The sequence below is a fragment of the Acinetobacter sp. MF4640 genome (assembly GCF_002018895.1).
In the GTDB taxonomy this organism is placed as follows: Bacteria; Pseudomonadota; Gammaproteobacteria; order Pseudomonadales; family Moraxellaceae; genus Acinetobacter; species Acinetobacter johnsonii.
The window spans coordinates 1-17,512 of sequence record NZ_MVOM01000061.1 but is presented as its reverse complement, the minus strand read 5'-3'; the positions used below and the strand labels follow the sequence as shown (position 1 = coordinate 17,512).

General features: G+C 44.4%; 14 protein-coding genes and 1 pseudogene. 13 read left to right on the top strand and 2 right to left on the bottom strand.

All coding sequences use genetic code 11. The annotated features are described in order from the left end of the window. The first annotated feature begins 156 nt into the window (after positions 1 to 156). Genes MF4640_RS16210 through MF4640_RS16200 form a run of 3 tightly spaced genes read left to right on the top strand, consistent with a single transcriptional unit; the run spans position 157 to position 3,690 of the window. Complete coding sequence (locus MF4640_RS16210; protein WP_005222169.1) at positions 157 to 930, top strand: enoyl-CoA hydratase; 774 nt, start codon at positions 157 to 159, stop codon at positions 928 to 930. A gap of 2 nt (positions 931 to 932) precedes the next feature. Beyond that, positions 933 to 2,453, top strand: coding sequence for a 3-hydroxyacyl-CoA dehydrogenase (locus tag MF4640_RS16205; protein WP_078390255.1), 1,521 nt, complete (start codon positions 933 to 935; stop codon positions 2,451 to 2,453). A gap of 25 nt (positions 2,454 to 2,478) precedes the next feature. Further along, complete coding sequence (locus MF4640_RS16200) at positions 2,479 to 3,690, top strand: 3-oxoadipyl-CoA thiolase (RefSeq protein ID WP_078390254.1); 1,212 nt, start codon at positions 2,479 to 2,481, stop codon at positions 3,688 to 3,690. Between the two features lie 120 nt (positions 3,691 to 3,810). Here the strand turns inward: MF4640_RS16200 and MF4640_RS16195 are convergent, their stop codons facing one another. Beyond that, the gene (locus MF4640_RS16195; RefSeq protein ID WP_078390253.1) at positions 3,811 to 4,248 is read right to left on the bottom strand and encodes a PaaI family thioesterase; all 438 of its coding nucleotides are present in this window, start codon (positions 4,246 to 4,248) and stop codon (positions 3,811 to 3,813) included. Positions 4,249 to 4,358: 110 nt separating this feature from the next. On the opposite strand from MF4640_RS16195, the gene MF4640_RS16190 reads away from it, so the two are divergent. The 8 genes from MF4640_RS16190 (at position 4,359) to MF4640_RS16155 (ending at position 14,105) form a co-directional block, all read left to right on the top strand. Next, complete coding sequence (locus MF4640_RS16190) at positions 4,359 to 5,114, top strand: class II aldolase/adducin family protein (protein WP_078390252.1); 756 nt, start codon at positions 4,359 to 4,361, stop codon at positions 5,112 to 5,114. Next, a complete protein-coding gene (locus MF4640_RS16185) occupies positions 5,111 to 6,034 on the top strand; it encodes a 2-hydroxyacid dehydrogenase (protein ID WP_078390251.1) in 924 nt (307 codons plus the stop codon). The genes MF4640_RS16190 and MF4640_RS16185 overlap by 4 nt, the downstream gene beginning before the upstream one ends. Before the next feature lie 35 nt (positions 6,035 to 6,069). Continuing rightward, a complete protein-coding gene (locus tag MF4640_RS16180; protein WP_078390250.1) occupies positions 6,070 to 6,858 on the top strand; it encodes an enoyl-CoA hydratase-related protein in 789 nt (262 codons plus the stop codon). An 11-nt stretch (positions 6,859 to 6,869) separates the two neighbouring features. After that, entirely contained in the window at positions 6,870 to 7,850 is a 981-nt protein-coding gene (locus MF4640_RS16175) for an NAD(P)H-dependent flavin oxidoreductase (RefSeq protein WP_078390249.1), read from the top strand. A gap of 212 nt (positions 7,851 to 8,062) precedes the next feature. Beyond that, entirely contained in the window at positions 8,063 to 9,865 is a 1,803-nt protein-coding gene (locus MF4640_RS16170) for an acyl-CoA dehydrogenase C-terminal domain-containing protein (RefSeq protein ID WP_078390248.1), read from the top strand. A gap of 129 nt (positions 9,866 to 9,994) precedes the next feature. After that, complete coding sequence (locus MF4640_RS16165; RefSeq protein WP_078390247.1) at positions 9,995 to 10,834, top strand: alpha/beta fold hydrolase; 840 nt, start codon at positions 9,995 to 9,997, stop codon at positions 10,832 to 10,834. 14 nt (positions 10,835 to 10,848) lie between these two features. Further along, positions 10,849 to 12,345: a flavin-containing monooxygenase gene (locus MF4640_RS16160; RefSeq protein WP_078390246.1), complete on the top strand. Its 1,497-nt coding sequence runs from the start codon at positions 10,849 to 10,851 to the stop codon at positions 12,343 to 12,345. Positions 12,346 to 12,422: 77 nt separating this feature from the next. Beyond that, positions 12,423 to 14,105, top strand: coding sequence for an AMP-binding protein (locus MF4640_RS16155; protein WP_078390245.1), 1,683 nt, complete (start codon positions 12,423 to 12,425; stop codon positions 14,103 to 14,105). A 60-nt stretch (positions 14,106 to 14,165) separates the two neighbouring features. On the opposite strand, the gene MF4640_RS16150 is transcribed toward MF4640_RS16155, so the two are convergent. Further along, on the bottom strand, positions 14,166 to 15,389 hold the full coding sequence (locus tag MF4640_RS16150; RefSeq protein ID WP_078390244.1) for a CaiB/BaiF CoA transferase family protein: 1,224 nt from the start codon (positions 15,387 to 15,389) through the stop codon (positions 14,166 to 14,168). A gap of 347 nt (positions 15,390 to 15,736) precedes the next feature. Here MF4640_RS16150 and MF4640_RS16145 point away from each other — a divergent pair, with 347 nt between their 5' ends. Continuing rightward, positions 15,737 to 17,026: an MFS transporter gene (locus MF4640_RS16145; RefSeq protein WP_078390243.1), complete on the top strand. Its 1,290-nt coding sequence runs from the start codon at positions 15,737 to 15,739 to the stop codon at positions 17,024 to 17,026. Positions 17,027 to 17,103: 77 nt separating this feature from the next. Next, positions 17,104 to 17,512, top strand: a pseudogene (locus MF4640_RS16140) (IS5-like element IS17 family transposase); the annotation flags it as partial.

The following is a 17,512-nucleotide window of genomic DNA, read 5'->3' as shown; positions in this document are numbered from 1 at the left end:
ATCATAAAATAACCAACTGAACAAGAGTTTTTACTCTATTTTTAGTAAAAAATAACTTTTTTGAATTTTTGAGTTAAAAATTCTTGATTTATAGACTTAGAAACCGTAGTTTTATATAAAATAAAATTTCGCTATACAAAATAAATGGAGATTTTAATGGAACAGGTGGTTCAAGTAGAGCAAATCTCAGCACATGTGGCGATGGTCAAGATCCATCGACCAGAAGCAAAAAATGCTTTGAATACAGAAGTGCGCCAGAAACTGGCTGCAGCTTTTCTACAACTCAATGATGACGAAAATATTCGGGCCATTATTCTTACGGGCGGTGAAACAGATTTTGCAGCAGGGGCCGATCTAAAGGAATTAGCTACCGCTGAAACCATCCAGATGATGCAACGTCGGACTGAACGTTACTGGCAGGCGATTGCACAATGTTCCAAACCGGTGATTGCAGCTGTAAACGGATATGCACTGGGGGGTGGATGTGAACTGGCGATGCATGCAGACATTATCATTGCTGGAAAAAGTGCCCAGTTCGGTCAACCTGAAGTGAAAGTTGGCGTGATGCCGGGTGCAGGTGGGACTCAACGTTTATTCCGTGCAGTAGGCAAATTCCATGCCATGCGTATCATCATGACCGGTTGTCTGGTACCTGCACCGGAAGCTTATCAAATTGGTCTGGTGTCCCAGGTGACTGAAGACAGTGAAACCCTTGCAACTGCCATCAAGATGGCAGAAGGGTTGGCAAAAATGCCGCCAATTGCCTTGGAGCAAATCAAGGAAGTGGCTTTATTGGCCGAAGATGTGCCGCTCAATGCCGGACTTACTCTGGAACGTAAGTCTTTCCAGATGCTGTTTTCTTCAGAAGATCAAAAAGAAGGTATGCAGGCCTTTATCGAAAAACGTAAACCGAATTATCAGGGACGATAGGCATGAGCATTCAAATTCAGAAAATCGGAATTATTGGCGTAGGCACGATGGGTGCAGGTATTGCCCAGATTGCGATTCAGTCTGGTCATGACGTGATACTGTTTGATGCCAAAGAAGGGGCAGCTGAAGAGGCACGGGAAAAACTGGCTAAAACATTAAACACGCTTGCTGACAAGGGTAAATTTAGCCACGAAAAAGCAGCTGAAGATATTGCTCATCTGTCGATCGCTCAGCAGTTAGAAGACTTGAAAGCTTGTGATTTAATTATTGAAGCGATTATTGAAAATCTCGAAATCAAGCAAAAGCTGATGCTGCAGCTGGAAGAGATTGTAAAACCTGAGGCGATTCTGGCATCCAATACCTCTTCATTATCGATCAGTGCAATTGCTGCCAATTGTAGCCAACCGGAACGTATTGCCGGTTATCACTTCTTTAACCCGGTACCCCTCATGAAAGTGGTCGAGGTGATCGAAGGCTTTAAGACTCATGCCGATATTATTGATGCCTTAACCCAGCTATCCATTAAGATGGGACATCGTCCGGTCCAAGCCAAAGATACCCCAGGATTCATCATTAACCATGCCGGTCGTGCCTTTGGTAGTGAAGCCTATGCCATTCTGAATGAAAATGTCACCCCATTTTATGACATTGACCGTATTTACCGCGATGGTATCGGCTTCAAGATGGGGCCGTTTGAGTTAGGCGATCTGACCGGTATGGATGTATCTCATCCGGTTAGCGAATCGATTTATCATCAGTACTATGAAGAAGCACGTTACCGTCCAAGTGTCATTACCCGCCAGCGTTTTATTGCCAAACAGTTAGGTCGTAAAACCGGTAAAGGTTTTTATGATTACACTTCAGGTAGCAAAGTAGGTGATGTGGATCCAACACTAGCTGAAAAACTGGATCAATATCCATCAGTCTGGCTGGGAACAGAATATAGCGGTGACCGTCAGGCGCTTGAGCAATATCTGCAGCAGTTCAACATTCAGATCGAGCAGAATGAAACACCTTCAGCGGATGCTTTAATCCTGATTGCCACGTATGGCGAAGATGCCACTGCAGCAGCAGTCCGTTATCAGGTAGCACCACAGCAAGTAGTCTGTATCGATCTGCTTTACGGCTTGAATAAACACCGTACCTTGATGCCAACGTTTGTGACTCAACCTGAACTGGTTCATGCAGCACAATCGATTTTCAATCTGGATGGTATAAGTGCGAGCACAATTCAGGAAAGTGTTGGTTTTGTAGCTCAACGTGCGTTAGCCATGATCGTGAATCTTGGCTGTGATATCGCCCAGCAAGGTGTAGCAACTGTAGAAGACATTAACGTTGCCGTGAAATTAGGCCTTGGTTATCCATATGGTCCAATTGAATGGGGCGATGTATTGGGCGCTGAAAAAATTCTGAAAATTCTAGACCGCATGACCGCGATTACCCGTGACCAGCGTTATCGCCCAAGTCCTTGGTTACGCCGCCGCGTGCAGCTTGGTCTACCTCTTGTTCATACTACACATTAATTAAAAAGTTAAAGGAATAACACTCATGTTAAATGCCTATATTTATGATGGTTTACGTTCTCCAATCGGTCGCCATGCAGGAAGCCTGGCCACTGTACGTCCTGATGATCTGGCAGCAACAGTCATTAAAAGTCTGTTAGAAAAAAGCGGTATTCCAGCAGCCGACGTAGAAGATGTGATTTTTGGTAGCACCAACCAGGCCGGTGAAGACAGCCGTAATGTGGCACGTTTTGCAGCATTGTTAGCAGGTATGCCGGTAACAGTTCCAGGTCAGACGGTAAACCGCTTATGTGCATCAGGTCTCGGTGCTGTGATTGATTCGGCACGTGCCATTACTGCAGGTGAAGGTGAGCTGTATATTGCGGGTGGTGTAGAAAGCATGACCCGCGCACCTTTTGTGATGGGCAAAGCAGAAAGTGCTTATTCACGTGATGCCAAAATTTATGACACCACGATTGGTACACGTTTCCCGAACCGTAAATTCACGGATCAGTTTGGCGCGCACAGCATGCCTGAAACAGGTGATAACGTCGCTGAAGAGTTCGGTATTAGTCGTGAACAGGCTGACACCTTTGCTGCTGCATCACAAGCCAAATATCAAGCAGCTAAAGAAGCAGGATTCTTTGAGGGTGAAATTACCCCGATTGAAGTTTCACAAGGGCGTAAACTTCCGCCTAAACAAGTAACTGAAGATGAACATCCACGTCCATCTTCAACCTTTGAAGCACTATCTAAGTTAAAGCCATTATTTGAAGGTGGAGTGGTAACTGCCGGAAATGCATCTGGCATTAATGATGGTGCTGCAGCGCTGTTGATTGGCAGTGAAAAAGTTCAGGAACAGTATGGCTTAAAACCTTTAGCTCGTATCCTGTCTTCTGCAGCCGCTGGCATTGAGCCACGCATCATGGGTGCAGGCCCAATTGAAGCGATTAAAAAGGCAGTACAACGTGCTGGCTTAACTTTGGACGACATGGATATCATCGAGATTAATGAAGCCTTTGCCAGTCAGGTATTATCTTGCCTGAAAGGTCTGGATGTCGCTTTGGATGATCCGCGTATCAATCCAAATGGCGGGGCGATTGCTATTGGCCATCCACTGGGCTGTTCGGGTGCGCGTTTGACTTTAACTGTTGCACGTCAGTTACAGCGTACCGGTAAAAAATATGCCGTGATCAGTCTGTGTATCGGTCTGGGTCAAGGCCTGGCGATGGTGATTGAAAACCCTGAAGCTGCATAACAGTTTTAGTTATTGCTTTCATGCCATGTATAGATGATATGCATGGCATTTTTTATTGGGATTTTTTTCAAAATAAAAAAATCCCTGCACATACAGGGATTGATTATATCGGTGTAATGATTACTTACGACCAGTGACTAATAATGTTGCCGACCCAAAGGCATAAACTTTACCGTCTTTATCGACAATACGACCTTCTGAAGTCAGCACATTGCGTCCGATCCGGATCACTTCACCAATCGCAGTATAAGTTTCACCATTTTTCATGGCTTTGAGCATTTTGACATTCAGGTCGATGGTCGAAAAACTGACGCCAGCATCAACTGTCGTATGCACGGCAGCGCCAGTCGCACTATCTAGAACCGTTGCACAAAAGCCACCATGAATTCCACCCTGTAAATTGTAATGGCGCTGATCAGGACGCACCTCATATTCCACATAATTTTCGCGTACCAAGGTCAGACGCATGGGAATAATTTCACTCATGGCTGAGCTGGGAATTTCTCCATTTTTAATTGCGGTGAGATATTCAAGTCCGTTTAATTGTGATGTTAGCATAGCAACTCCTTGTAACGATTTATTTCGCTTTATGAAATAATATTCTGTTTTTATAGAATTATGATATAACAGATAGTGATCGAAATGCTATATTTTTCCAGGATGGAACGATGACAATAAAAAATCTCGTCACAGATGCTGAATGGCAGGCACGTTGTGAACTCGCAGCGCTTTATCGCATTATCGCGCATTACCGGATGACGGACCTGATTGATACTCACATCAGTTTAAGAGTTCCCGATCAGCCTGGCTGTTTTCTGATTAATCAGTATGGAGTCGCTTTTGAAAAAATGTGTGCATCAACGCTGGTCAAGATTAATCATGAAGGGCAGGTCGTAGAAAGCTATGAACAAGACAAGCCGGTGAATATGGCGGGCTTCGTCATCCACTCCGCAATTCATGAAGCACATGCTCATCTGAACTGCGTCATTCATACGCATACCGCAGATGGCATAGCAGTTTCTGCACAGAAAGACGGACTTCTGCCAATTTCCCAGCATGCGCTGAAATTTTATCAGCAGGTGGCCTATCACGAATATGAAGGCGTGGCATTGTCAACAGATGAGCAGGAGCGCCTGATTCAGGACCTAGGCGGCCATCGTGCCATGATTTTACGCAATCATGGCCTATTAACGGCTGGCGAAACGATTGCACGGGCCTTTCATGAAATCTATTTCCTGGAGCGTGCCTGTCAGGCGCAGGTCAAGGCTTTAAGTGGAGGTGCCGAACTGCATTATCCAAGTGAAGATGTACGAATTAAAACCGCCAAGCAGTTCGCCAGTCCTTTAGTTGAACCGATTTTACAGCGTGCCTGGCAGGCTGCGTTATCCCTGATTGAACATCAATATACGGAGTATGCATCATGATTGTGATTTCCAGTACTGTGCCGAATATTGAAGCGATTCTGGTGAAGTCTTTTCAGAAATATGCCCCTAAGGGCAGTTTTTGTACATTGGACAGCCCGGAAGCAGGACTGGCGACCACAGCAGCCTCGTGGTTTCCAGATCTGGAAAAACTCCGGCAGCTTCCAGAACTTGGCTTGATTCATTCGATTGCTGCAGGGGTCGAACATTTAAATTTAAACGAGATTAGATCCGACCAGTCAGTCTGCCGGGTACTGGATCCACATCATCAAAAAGGCATGTTTGATTATCTGCTTTGGGGTGTGCTGTATTTTCAGCGTTATTTGGACCGCATGATCCAGCAGCAAAAGCAGCAGCTATGGAAGCAGTATCGCCAAAATTATAGCCATCATATCCAGATTGGGATTATGGGCCTTGGCCATATGGGCGGTTATGTGGCAGAACGTTTTGCCGACATGGGCTATCAGGTATCAGGCTGGTCCAATTCCCCAAAAGAGATTGATCGGGTCAAAAGCTATGTGGGGTCAGAACAACTTTCTGATTTTCTGGCTCAAAGCCAGATCCTGATTAATCTGCTGCCACTCACTGAAGAAAATACCGGCATTCTTTCTGCTGAATTATTTCAGCAGTTGCCTGAACAGGCGGCATTAATTCATGTTGGAAGGGGTCAGCATTTAATCGAGCAGGATTTATTAAACGCGCTAGATTCCGGCCACTTACGTGGTGCAATTGTCGACGTGTTTGAGCAGGAACCTTTAGCTGCTGAACATCCATTTTGGCAGCATGAAAAGATTGTGGTCACCCCGCATATTGCTTCGCATGCACCGATGTCCGTGGTCGTTGAGCAGATTCTGGAAAATGACCGCCGTTTAAATAGCGGTTTGGCCTTATGTCATCAGGTTGATCTAAGTAAAGGTTATTAACCACAAAGATATAAGAAAAAATAAGGAAATTTATCATGTTGAATACAATTCAGACGAAGGTCCAGCAAGGCGTCGCTACATTGGCCTTTAACCGTCCAGATTCACTCAACAGCTTTAATCGTCTGATGCATGAGGAAGTACAACAAATCCTGAAAGTCTGGAACACCGATTCAGACATTCGGGTCATTGTCATTCGTGGGAATGGCCGGGCTTTTTCTGCAGGTCAGGATTTAAAAGAACGTGCTGGACAGCTCGGCAACGTGCCTTTGCCACCGCAAGGCTCACTGGCCAAATACTATAATCCCTTGATTAACCTGATCCGCCAGAGTCCCAAACCGGTGATCGCAGCAGTGAATGGTGTGGCTGCCGGTGCAGGTGCCAATATCGCGTTGGCCTGTGATCTGGTCATTGCCAAGGAAAGTGCCCGATTTATTCAGGCCTTTTCTAAAATTGGCTTGATTCCTGATGCCGGTGGCACCTGGATGTTGCCACGTTTAATCGGTTATGCACGTGCCATGGCACTAACTTTTCTGGGCGAACCGGTGCATGCCAAAGAGGCCGCTGAAATGGGCATGATCTGGAAAATGCTTCCAGATACAGAATTTGATGTTTATATCGACGAAATTGCACAGCGATTATCTCAACAGCCGACCTATGCACTGGCTTTAACCAAACAGGCCTTGCAACGCAGTGCTGAAAATAACATGGACCAGCAACTGGAGCTGGAACAAAATCTGCAATATCTGGCTCTGAGCAGTCAGGACTATAAAGAAGGTGTCCAGGCTTTTATCGAAAAACGCCCTGCACAATTTACCGGACGCTAAGGAGAGCTTTTATGAAGATTCAGACCCGTATTACCGAGCTTTTAGGCATTCGCTATCCGATTATTCAGGGCGGCATGATGTGGGTCGGCACAGCAGAAATGGCCAGTGCAGTCTCCAATGCTGGCGGCCTAGGAACATTGACTGCACTGACTCAACCCACACCTGAAGCGCTGGTCAGAGAGATTACGCGCTGCCGTGAAATGACCGATCAGCCTTTTGCCGTCAATTTGACTTTATTGCCCGCTGTGAATCCGCCACCCTATGCTGAATATCGACAGGCGATCATTGAAAGTGGTATCAAGATCGTAGAAACAGCAGGCAACAAGCCTCATGAACATATTGAGGCGTTTAAGCAACACGGCATTATTGTCATTCATAAATGTACTTCCGTTCGTCATGCGCTTTCAGCACAAAGAATTGGCGCGGATGTTATTTCGATTGATGGTTTTGAATGTGCAGGTCATCCAGGTGAAGACGATATTCCTGGCCTGATTTTAATTCCTGCGGCAGCGGATCAGCTCACTGTGCCGATTGTGGCCAGTGGTGGTTTTGCTGATGGCCGTGGTCTGGTTGCAGCTTTGGCTTTAGGTGCGGAAGGCATCAATATGGGTACACGTTTTTGTGCCACTAAAGAAGCACCAATTCATCTAAACATCAAGCAGTTTTATGTCGACAATGATGAAAGGGCCACGCATCTGCTGTATCGACAATTCAGGAATACCGTCCGTGTCGCCAAAAATGCGGTATCTGATTTAGTTGTTAAAATGAGTGAAGATCCAGATCTGGAATTTGAACATATTCGTCCCTATGTTAGTGGCTTAAAAGGCAAGCTCGCTTTAGAAAATGGCGATGTGGATGCGGGAGTCCTGACTGCAGGTCAAGTGATGGGATTGATTCATGACATCCCGACTTGTCAGGCGCTGATTGAAAATATCATGCAGGAGGCAGAGCAGATTGTTCATCAACGTTTAGCTCAATTTTTTCCACGTTAATCAGCTTTAGTGTAGTCGCTGAATAGAAAAGCCATTCCACCATGAATGGCTTTTTTTCATCCTGTATATTTTTTATTTTTAAATGGGAAATTTCATCGAATGACTAGATTTTATTCTTTAAATTATATTATAGTGGATTTAAAACATAATTTCGTATTATGAAATTAATTGTCATAAATATACAAATTAAAAACTCATGCAAGGGAATTACGATGAGAAATTATATTGCGCCATTAAAAGATATGAAGTTTGTCCTGAAAGACCTACTCAATGTTGAGCAGAAGTATCAGGGCTATGCTAAGTTCGCAGACAAAGTATCTATGGATATTATGGAGCAATATCTGGAAGTTGCCGCTGATTTTTGCCAAAACGAACTTCTACCCATTAATGCGACAGGCGACCAGCAGGGTTGCCGTTTGAAAGATGGCATCGTAACGACACCGGATGGTTTTAAAGCTGCTTATGACAAGTATGTGGAACTGGGCTTTACCTCTTTAACGGGCGATGAGCAATATGGCGGACAAGGTTTCCCGACTTTATACCGTATTGCTATTTCTGAAATTATTACTGCAACCAACTGGTCATGGGGCATGTATCCGGGCCTGTCCCATGGTGCCATGCGTACCCTGGAACATCATGGTAGCGATGAACAGAAACAGAAATTCCTGGTGCCTTTAATTGCAGGTCGCTGGACTGGGACGATGTGTTTAACCGAATCCCATGCCGGTTCTGATCTGGGTCTGATCCGTACCAAAGCTGTGCCGAATGAAGATGGCAGCTACAGCATCAGCGGTGAGAAAATCTTTATCTCAGCAGGTGAACATGACCTGGCTGAGAATATTGTACATATCGTATTGGCGCGTTTACCGGATGCACCCGCAGGCACCAAAGGCATTTCACTATTTATCGTGCCTAAATACAATCTGGATGAAACTGGAAATGTAGCTTCCCGTAATGGCGTGGTGTGTAGTGCCATTGAACACAAGATGGGGATCCACGGGAATGCGACCTGTGTGCTGAATTTTGATAATGCCAAAGGTTTCCTGATAGGGCCTGAAAATCGCGGCCTAAACTGCATGTTTACCTTTATGAACTCGGCACGTATCGGTACAGCCATTCAAGGCTTGGCAGCAGCAGAATCTTCTTATCAGGGGGCATTGGCTTATGCCAAAGACCGTCTGGCGATGCGTTCACTTGAAGGTGCAAAAGCGCCAGGCCAGCCTGCAGATCCGATTATCGTACATCCGGCAGTACGTAACATGCTTCTGACTCAAAAGGTGTTTGCAGAAGGTTCACGTGCACTTGCATATTATCTGGCGACCTATGCCGATATCGCTGAAGCCACTGACAGCCCGGAAGAAAAGAAAGCCGCAGAAGATCGTCTGGCATTATTAACCCCAATTGCTAAAGCATTAATGACCGAAACAGGTGTGGAAGCAGCTAAACATGGTATGCAGGTCTTTGGTGGTCACGGTTATATTGCTGAACATGGCATGGAACAGATTGCCCGTGATGCACGTATTGCCAGCCTATATGAAGGAACCACTGAAATTCAGTCCATCGATTTGCTAGCACGTAAAGTTTTGGGTTCAAAACTGGGTCTGCTGACCGCATTAACCGATGAAATTCAGGGCTTTGTAAAAGAACACCAGCAACATGCCCAGTTTAGCCAGCAAGTTGCACAAGTCAGCCAGTTGACTGAACAATGGCTGGAACTCACCAAAACCATTCAGACTCAAGCACAACAGTCTGCCAATGAAATTGGGGCAGCATCAGTTGACTACCTATATTTCTCTGGTTATGTCGTGTCCGCTTATTTGTGGCTGAAAATGGCAATTACCGCACAACAGAAAATTGAAGAAGGTAATACTGATCCGTTCTATGCAGCCAAAATCAAAACTGCACAATTCTTCTTTGCTCGGATTTTACCAAGAACCGCGACACATACTGCCAATATTCTAGTTGGTGGCGAAAGCCTGTTTTTACTTGAACCTGAAGAGTTCAAATTCGATTAAAGCTTTTGACCCACGATACACGTGTCGTGGGTCTTTTTTTAATAATTTTTGCATCCTAATCCCATTCAAATATTGAGAGTTATTCTTTGGTATTGAATAAACCATAAAACAACAAGATCAGGAGTCTATATGGATTTAGACATGATTACTCGACAGTGTCCTTATGCTGATCGGCAACTTAATTTTCATGAAGTCGGACAGCGTTCTGCATTTCCCACTATTATTCTGATTCATGGTACCGGTGGAAATACCGACAAGCATTTCAGCTATATTTTTCCGATGCTGGGTATTCATCAGCGGGTTTTATCCATTGATTTGCATACCCCGAATAAAGCTGATCTAAAGGTGACTGATTTTAGCCAACAGGTTGAAGCATTGATTCAGCATGCAGTTGCAGAAGATGAAACCATTACAGTGGTCGGCTATTCACTCGGTGCCGTGATTGCTGCACAAGTAGCAGCCAGTTTAAAGCAGCGCGTAGCGCGTTTGATCCTGTTAGCGGGTTGGGCCAAGACCAGCTCGGTGCAACAATTGCGTACCGTCATTTGGCAGCAATTATTTACTGAACAATCTGCGGCCTTGCCTCATTTTGTCAATTATTGCCTGTATAGCGATGATTATCTGTCTGCACGTAGCGAACAGCAGGTGTTGGATCTGGCACGCTTTGTTAAACCTTCACTAGATGCAGCCAAACAGCGGGAACTGAATTATCGCATTGATATTACATCAGCTTTATCTGACATCTGTGCAGAAACTCTAGTCGTTGCCTGTCGTGAAGACCGCATGGTGCCTGTAGCCCAAGCAAAACTACTCTTTGCTTCAATTTCGAACAGTCGCTATATCGAAATTTCTTCAGGACATGCGATCCATATCGAAGCGCCTGCAGAAGTGGTGCAACTGATCAATCAGTTTAGCCAGCACCCAGAACAGTATCCGGCGAATCAAAAAATCCAGCCTTCTATGCCTTAAAAAGGAGAAAAATAATGCAAGCTCAAGGACAGCACAGCAAGATTTTAATTGTAGGCAGCGGTTTTGGTGGCCTAGGCATGGCGATCCGTCTTAAACAGCAGGGCATTCACGATTTTAAAATTATTGAACGTGCAGCAGAAGTAGGTGGCACATGGCGTGATAACACCTATCCCGGCGTCGCCTGTGATGTACCGTCACATTTATATTCTTTCTCTTTCATTAAAAATCCGAACTGGTCACGTGTCTTTCCGCAAGGGGCAGAAATTCAGCGCTATTTGATTCAATGCTGTGATCAGGAAAATATCCGGCCACATATTGATTTTCAGACTCAACTTGAAAATTCCAGCTGGAATGCCAAGAAACGCATTTGGGAAATACAGACCTCTAAAGGCGTTTATCAGGCAGAATTTTTAATTACAGCAACCGGGCATCTGGCAGATGAACATCTGCCGCAAATTCCGGGACTGGATGAATTTCAAGGTCAGGTGATGCATTCCGCACGATGGAATCACGAAGTGAATCTGGATAATCAGCGTGTGGTTGTCGTGGGTTCAGGGGCTTCAGCTATCCAGCTTGTACCGGAAATTGCCAAAACAGCAAAAAGTCTGACCGTATTGCAACGCAGTGCGCCGTATATTTTACCGCGACCAGACCGGCCTTATTCTGAGTCAGAAAAACAGCTCTTCCGCAAAGATCCGGACAGCATGTCAGCGTTAAGACATTCCTTGTTCTGGGGTAATGAATACAATTTTGCCCAGCGCCGTAATCTGAAAAGCCAGATCGAGCGGGTCAAGAAAAATTGCCTGCAATTCTTGGAACATCAGATTTCAGATCCAGAATTACAGCGAAAACTCACACCGAATTATGAACCGGGCTGTAAGCGCTTGTTGCTGTCTAATGATTATTATCCGACTTTTCTAAAACCTAATGTCACGCTTGAAGATTCAGCTTTGGCTGAAATTACGGAAGACGGTGTAATCAGCAAGTCTGGCAATAAGATTCCTGCAAATATCATCGTCTTTGCTACCGGATTTGAAGCAGCACGACCACCTTATGCTTCAAAGGTCATAGGTAAGCATGGTCTAAGCTTGGAGCAGCAATGGTCTAGTGGTATGCAGGGTTATCAATCTACGACCGTCCATAATTTTCCGAATCTATTTATCTTAAATGGTCCAAATACCGGTAGTGGACATAACTCAGCGCTTTATTTCCTGGAAACCCAATTTGATCTGGTACTGGATGCCTTGCAGTTTTTTGAACAGGAACAGATTCAGGTTTTTGAAGCCGATCAGAACGCCGAAAATCGCTATATGCAGGAGTTACAGCAACTTTCCCAAGGCAGTGTCTGGTTATCAGAAAGCTGTAAAAGTTGGTATCTGGACCCGGTGAGTCGCAAGCTGACTTTAGTCTGGCCGGATTATGCACATTCATTTAGAGATAAAAACCAGCATTTGATTCGTAGCGGTTATCACTACCAGTATATCGAAGCAATGCAGCAGAAAGTGGTGTAAAGATTAATCAGGAATAATCGGAACTTCAGAGTTTCAACATACAAAATAGAGTCAAATTAAAAGAAAGGAGTGTTGTCATGAACAGCCAGCCATGGATGGAAGAATATAAAAAATGGAACGTTAATCCGGAGTTTACCCGGCCTGACCCTAATAAAACTTTGAGCACAACGATTGCTGAGAACCTGCTTAAATTTAAGGATAAAACCGCATTTTTCTACCTGGATCACCAATTTAGCTATCAGGATATTGATGTATATAGCCAGAAAATGGCGACCTATCTTCAGGATTTGGGTCTGGCAGCAGGCAGCCGAATCGCGGTGATGTTGCCGAATATTATTCAATATCCGATTGCGACTTTTGCGATTATTCGTGCGGGTTATATTCTGGTCAATGTAAATCCGATGTACACCCAGCGCGAGTTGTATCATCAAGTTCAGGATTCAGGGGCAGAGGCCTTGATTATTCTGGGTTCAACTTTGGAGCAATTGAATCAATTGGATGAATGTCCTGCACTGAAACATGTAATTTCTACCCATCCGCTCGATTTCATTCAGGATCAGCCGATATCAATTTATAGCCAAACGGCGCAATATCCAGAAAAACAGTTTTCTGACTTTAGACAGGCGATTGATCAGGTACAGGTCATTGATTTTGTAGCGCCTGTACAGCAGCAGGAAGATACCGTTATCCTGCAATATACCGGTGGGACTACAGGTGTTTCCAAAGGGGCTGAGCTCAGTCATCGCAATATCTTATTTAATATTGCTCAAAACAGTACGGTGTTTATCAGCCATTTTGGAGACCGATATGCCACTGAAGAAGAATATGTGTTTTGTGCCTTGCCGCTGTATCACATTTATGGCTTTACCATTTGCCTGTTCAGTTATGGACTAAGTCGAGGTTTTGCCAATGTCCTGATTCCAAATCCAAGAGATCTGGATGCTTTAGTGGATCAATATCATAAACATCCACCAACGGTGTTTCCGGGCGTGAATACCATGTTTAATGCATTGGCACATCATCCACGTTTCCGCGAGCTGGATCATTCACGTTTAAAAACTACGACAGGTGGCGGTGCGTCTGTCCTGAAAAGCACAGAAGCATTATGGTATGAAGTCACAGGCTGCCATATTTATGAAGGTTATGGACTTTCTGAAACCTCACCAACAGCAACGTTTAACCCACCGTTAAGCCGACGTTTTAGCGGTAGTATTGGCTTGCCATTGGCAGGTACTGAAATTCAGATTTTGGACGATGAAGCTAAACCTGTAGGGCTTAACCAAGCAGGTGAAATCGCTATCCGCGGACCTCAGGTGATGAAAGGTTACTGGCAGCAACCAGAAGCGACAGCGCAAGTATTTACCAAAGAGGGTTTCTTCCTGACAGGTGATATCGGTTGTATGGACGAGCAGGGTTATATCACCATTCTGGACCGTAAAAAGGACATGATTCTGGTCTCCGGCTTTAATGTCTATCCAAATGAGCTGGAAGGCGTTTTATCCAAACATCCGAAAATTCTGGAATGTGCTGTTATTGGAATTGATGATGAAAAATCTGGACAAGTCCCAAAAGCCTTTATTGTAAAACAGGATGACAGTCTGACCGAGAATGAAGTCATGAGCTATCTGAGACTACAACTGACCAGTTATAAGCTGCCAAAATATATCGAGTTTGTGTCTGGGTTGCCAAAGTCAGCAGTCGGCAAAATTCTACGCCGTGAATTGCCTAAAACCGTGCAGCCGGATGCCAAAGCCTGCTGAGAAATGACATAACCAAAATAAAAAAGGAATCTTTCGATTCCTTTTTTATTGCTTGCAGATTTATCGCTGCTGGATGATTTTTTTGCTTTTCAGTTCTTCCATTTCAGCAGGACTTAAATACTGACTCAAAATGGCATCAGTATCTTCACCCAGACACGGCGGGGCCTTTTTATATTCTACCGGGGTCTTGGAAAGTTTAATCGGCGAACCAATTGAGGTGTAATCATCACGTAAGGTATGTGGCATCTGAATGACCATTTCACGTGCCAGTACCTGTTCTTCTTCCAAGGTCTGCTTCAGGTTGTTAATCATACCTACCGGCACTTTGACTGCATGAATAAGATCTACCCAGTGTTTTGCCGGTTGAGAGTAGAAATGCGCCTGTAGAAGGGTGGTCAGTTCTTCACGATGTGTGACACGCCCTGAATTTTTCAGGAAACGCGGATCTTCTGCCACTTTACTCAAACCCACGGCTTGACACAGTGCTTGAAATTGCAGGTCATTCCCGCAGGCAATAATGAATTCACCTTCCTGAGCTTTAAACACCTGATAAGGCACAATATTGGCATGGGCATTACCGAAGCGGCCAGGGACTTTACCTGAGGTTAGATAATTCATGGCTAGAACAGAAAGGGAAGCGACTTGGGTATCCAGCAGCGCCATATCAATATGCTGACCTTCACCAGTTTTTCCACGGGACAATAAAGCGGCTTGAATCGCAATTGCAGCATATAAACCGGTAGTCAAATCAGCAAAGGCTAAACCTGCTTTTTGCGGGCCACCACCAAGTAAGTCATCACGCTCACCTGTAACACTCATCATGCCGCCCATACCCTGAACAATAAAATCATAGCCAGGCTCTTGAGCACGCGGGCCATTTTGCCCAAAGCCGGTAATGGAACAGTACACTAGGCGCGGATTAAGTCGGCTCAGACTTTCATAATCCAGACCATATCTTTTCAAAGATCCTGCTTTATAGTTCTCAATGACTACATCGCTTTGTTCTGCGAGTTTCTTGATAATGCTTTGGCCTTCCGGGGTAGATAAATCTACCGCAACCGAATGCTTACCGCGATTGGCTGAAAGATAGTAAGCCGATTCATGGGTATCTTCCTGCTGATTATTTTTAAGCCAAGGTGGTCCCCAGATTCGTGTGTCATCTCCATGATCAGGCTTTTCAATTTTAATCACTTCTGCACCTAGGTCAGCCAGAATCTGGCTACACCAAGGACCAGCCAAAATCCGGCTTAGATCCAGTACACGAAAGCCTGTTAAAGCACCCATCGTTACACTCCTTGTTCGATGTTATTCAAATTACATATCGTTTTAATAATCGCCTTAAAGCTATATGAAAATGAAAAAACAATCAACTTTATGATACTTAATTCCGTATAACAAAATAAAACATCTAAAATGATTGAAAAATCATCTTAATTTATTTAGCCTGATGATGAGAATAAATACGATTCAAAAATAAGAGGAAATGGAAGAGTCTCGGGAAGAGACTGCAACAATAGGAGCAGGTGTAGTGATTTGAAAACGGATGCGCTTGAAGCGCATGCATCATAAAGAAATGTTCATACACAAGATCAGAATGAAAAAACCTAAGGATAGGAAATAGAGATTTAAATATGACGGAATTAGTAAGAGAACTAGATTTAGCAAGAGAATTAGAAAAGATTAAACCCACCACCAAACGAACCCAGCAGATTGCCTTTGTATTTGCATTCTTGGCGTTGTTGGTGGATGGCGCAGACATGCTATTGCTATCTTTCAGCTTAAATAGCCTGAAAGCAGAATTTGGTTTAAGTAATTTACAGGCAGGTACGCTGGGGAGCTTTACCTTAGCGGGTATGGCGATTGGCGGTTTTATTGGCGGATGGGCCTGCGACCGCTTAGGTCGGGTACGTACCGTTGTTATTTCAATTTTGGTATTTTCTCTATTAACTGCAGCATTGGGTTTTGCCCAAAACTATGAGCAGTTCGCTGTATTACGCTTTCTTTCAGCATTTGGTATTGGTTCTCTATACATTGCAGCCAGTACACTGATGGCCGAATATGTGCCAACAAAATACCGGACTACAATTCTCGGCACCTTACAAGCGGGTTGGACGGTTGGCTATATCGTAGCAACAGTACTTGCTGGTTGGATTATTCCTGAATATGGCTGGCGTACTCTGTTTTTTGTCGCGATTATTCCATCCGTTATGGCGATTTTTATCCAGAAACTGGTTCCTGAACCAGAATCCTGGCAGCGTGCAAGATTACAGCGCTTATATGCACCAACTGAGGTCGCTACTAAACAGCCTGTCAAAAAGAGTACCGTTAAAGAAATCTTTGCAGATTCTGCTAATCGCAAAATGTTTATTCTATGGATTTTGACGGCCGGTTTTCTGCAGTTTGGCTATTACGGCGTAAATAACTGGATGCCAGCTTATCTAGAATCCGAATTGCACATGAATTTCAAATCGATGGCAGGCTATATGATTGGTACGTATGTGGCCATGATTTTCGGTAAAGTTCTGGCCGGATTTGCTGCAGACCGTTTGGGAAGACGTGCCGTTTTTGCTTTTGGTGCAATTGGTACCGCAATTTTCTTACCGGTAATCGTGCTGTTCAACACCCCCGATAATATTGCCTATCTGCTGATTTTCTTTGGTTTCCTATATGGTATTCCGTATGCGATTAATGCCACATATATGACTGAAAGCTTTGCGACATCGATCCGTGGTACAGCAGTCGGTGGTGCTTATAATGCAGGTCGTATTGGGGCCATGTTTGCACCTGCGATTATTGGCGCAGCAGCGAGTGGTGGTTCAATTGGATTAGGCTTCCTGATTATGGGCGGTGCTTATTTCTTATGTGGTGCAGTATCTGGGATCTTTATTAAGGACCGTCAATACGATCCACAAAAGGCATAACTGGTAGATTGATAGAATAGTAAGGCTTTGTTGCACAAACCTATCTGTAAAGGCTTTTTCAGCGATATAATTTTCAAATGAAGAAGCCTACACATAAAATCTACCGCACAACCAATTGGCCCGCATATAACCGAGCACTCATGAGTCGCGGAAATATTGCCATTTGGTTTGATCCTGCTACGCAATGGTATGCGCCATCAAAAGGCAAACAAGGGCGAAATCAAACCTACTCCGACGCAGCCATCCAGTGCTGCTTAATGATTAAATCCTTATTCCGTCTGTCTTTACGTATGGTTACTGGCTTTGTGCAAAGTCTGATTAAACTTTGCGGATTAAATTGGATAGCTCCAGATTACACCACGCTTTGTAGAAGACAAAAGCATATTGATATTGCAATCAGCTACCAAAAAAGTAGCGATGGGCTGCATCTACTCGTAGACTCTACAGGCATGAAGTTTCTAGGTGAGGGCGAATGGAAACGCAAGA